The 2,165-nt window shown below is 74.5% G+C and carries 2 protein-coding genes and 1 pseudogene; 1 reads left to right on the plus strand and 2 read right to left on the minus strand.

All coding sequences use genetic code 11. The annotated features are described in order from the left end of the window. Positions 1-940 (minus strand): annotated as a pseudogene (locus ABD308_RS39585) (nucleic acid/nucleotide deaminase domain-containing protein); the annotation flags it as partial. Positions 941-1,191: 251 nt separating this feature from the next. Here ABD308_RS39585 and ABD308_RS05260 point away from each other — a divergent pair. Next, positions 1,192-1,737 carry a GNAT family N-acetyltransferase gene (locus ABD308_RS05260; protein ID WP_344326889.1) on the plus strand — a complete coding sequence of 182 codons (546 nt, stop codon included), beginning with the start codon at positions 1,192-1,194 and terminating at the stop codon, positions 1,735-1,737. Positions 1,738-1,905: 168 nt separating this feature from the next. Here the strand turns inward: ABD308_RS05260 and ABD308_RS05265 are convergent. After that, the coding region (locus tag ABD308_RS05265; RefSeq protein WP_344326901.1) for a toxin glutamine deamidase domain-containing protein at positions 1,906-2,165 on the minus strand (260 nt) is incomplete at its 5' end.

Here is a 2,165-nt window from a genome sequence, read left to right on the forward strand (position 1 = left end):
CCACCGGCGGGAGCACGGTCGCGGGGCGGCCGGCGTCCCGGGTGCCGCCGAGGACCGGGTCCGGGCGCGGGTCGTGCAGGGCGAAGTAGCCCTCGACGGCCCTCGGTACGCCGACCGTCAGCAGCACCCGGGCGTCCCCGGCCGGCAGATCGGCGCGGGCGGCGGCGGCGGGGGCGAACCGGCGGACGCCCTCCGGCCCGAAGCGCGCCGTCAGCCGCTCCGCGAGCGTGCGCTCCGCATCGGCGGGCGACCGCTGGACGGCGCGCGGGAACGGGACCCGGTTGCGGGCCGGCCCGTCATCCTCCTCCCGCGGCAGCGCGCGGACGGCCGCCGCCCGGTGGTCGAAGCGCGGGCCGTACGGCAGGTCGAAGTCCAGGCGCGCCCCGGGGAGTTCGGCGGCCAGCGTGTACGCCCAGTAGCCGCCGGGCAGGGCGCTCAGCCGCAGGTCGGTGCGGACGGCGAGCACCTCCTCGGCCCGGACGCCCTGCTCGCGCAGCCACCACCAGCCGCGCAGCGCCGGGTGCGGCATGCCCGGCGCCGAACGCAGGGCCAGGACCCGCTCCCGGCCGACGGGGTCACGGTAGGTCAGCTCGGCACGGGTGCCGCGACCGGTGACGGGCGGCCGGGTGGGGTCGTACCCGCCCGCTCCGACGAAGTCCCGGTACAGCCGGACCACCTCGGGCACCGGAACCGACGGCCAGACGGTGAACCGCCCGTCCACCCGGTCCACCACGGCGCAGGCCGCCCCGATCTCCTCGGGCGCCCGCCGCGCCCCGGTCCGCGGATCCACCTGAACCGCCGGCGGCTCGGCCCAGACCACCCAGCCCAGCTCGAACTCGTGCGACCGAACCCGCCGGGCCCGCGCCGTCGGCAGCTCGCCGTTGATCCACCGCTGCGCCGCCTCAACCGCCGCCGCCCTGGTCACCGCCACCCCGGCCACCCCCGCTCCCTCGTACCCGCCCCTGCTCCGCGCCCGCTCTCATTGTGCCGACCCACCGCTCCGCCGCCGGCGCTCTGGCGGCTGCCACCCTCCCGGAGGCAACCGCGATCCCGGCCGGCGGAGACCTCACCGAGGGGCCGGCTCTCGGCCGTGGTGCCGCGATCGGCCGACGAGCGCGAGGAGATCGAGGCCTTCACGGCAACTCCGGCCTCGGTCCTTGTCCGGTGACTCCACGGATAAGCTCCGTGGCCATGACCCCAGTTCACCTGACTGGCCCCAAACTGGCCCTGCGTGAGGTTGAATCCGAGGACACCAAGGACCTGCTGGCCGTCTACGGCGATCCTGAGGCCACTCGGCACCTCAGCTTCGAACCCCGCACCCGCGAGCAGGTGCGGGCCATCGTCGACCGGTCCATCGCCTCCGCCGAGGACACGCCGAGGACCGAGTACTGTCTCGCCGTCACCAGGCTCGGCGAGCACCGCTTGATCGGCTACGCGCGGCTGGCGACCGAACCGCAGCGGGCGGCCACCATCGGGTTCGCCCTCCACCCGGCCGAATGGGGCCGGGGCCTCGGCACGGAGACCGTTCACCTGCTGTGCGCCCTCGGCTTCAAGGCCCTTGGCCTGCACCGTATCTGGGCGGCCCGCGCGCCGCGTAACGAAGCGTCGGCGCGGACCCTGCTGCGCGCGGGGATGACCGAGGACGGCCGGATCCGCGACCACGTCTTCGTGCATGGTGCCTGGCGCGACTCGATCACCTACTCGATTCTGGAGCACGAGTGGGCGCCGATGGGCTGAGCGGTCGTCCTGGCGCGACCGCGCGAGCAACCAGGCGGCATTGAATATGTAGGTCGGTCTACAGAATTTGCCGCTGTACGGGCGGAATCTATAGATCGGTCTACCTTTCCTGCTCTAAATCTGTAGACCGGTCTGCATAAAACTCTGCGGCGGGGGCGGTCGTGGGGGTCACGGGGCGGGGGTGAGGAGGTCGAGGGGGCGGCCTTCGGGGGTGAGGGCGACGGCCCAGAGGCCGTGGTCGGCGGAGTGGAGGGGGGCGGGGGCCTGACGGCCCGCCTGGTGGTCGAGGTAGGTCACGGCGTCCTGGTGGTTCACCGCGTTCCAGGCGTGCGGGCGGCCGAAGCCGTCCAGGGTGAGCAGCACGGCCTGGGCGCCGTGGCCGGCCCGGCGCAGTTCGCCCGACAGGCGGGCGAAGGCCTGGTCGCCGT

This window comes from Kitasatospora putterlickiae, from assembly GCF_039527695.1.
In the GTDB taxonomy this organism is placed as follows: domain Bacteria; phylum Actinomycetota; class Actinomycetes; order Streptomycetales; family Streptomycetaceae; genus Kitasatospora; species Kitasatospora putterlickiae.

What these genes read in the sequence shown, in the direction of transcription:
- ABD308_RS05260 (WP_344326889.1), top strand. Translation starts at nt 1,192, where the DNA reads ATGACCCCAGTTCACCTGACTGGCCCCAAACTGGCCCTGCGTGAGGTT.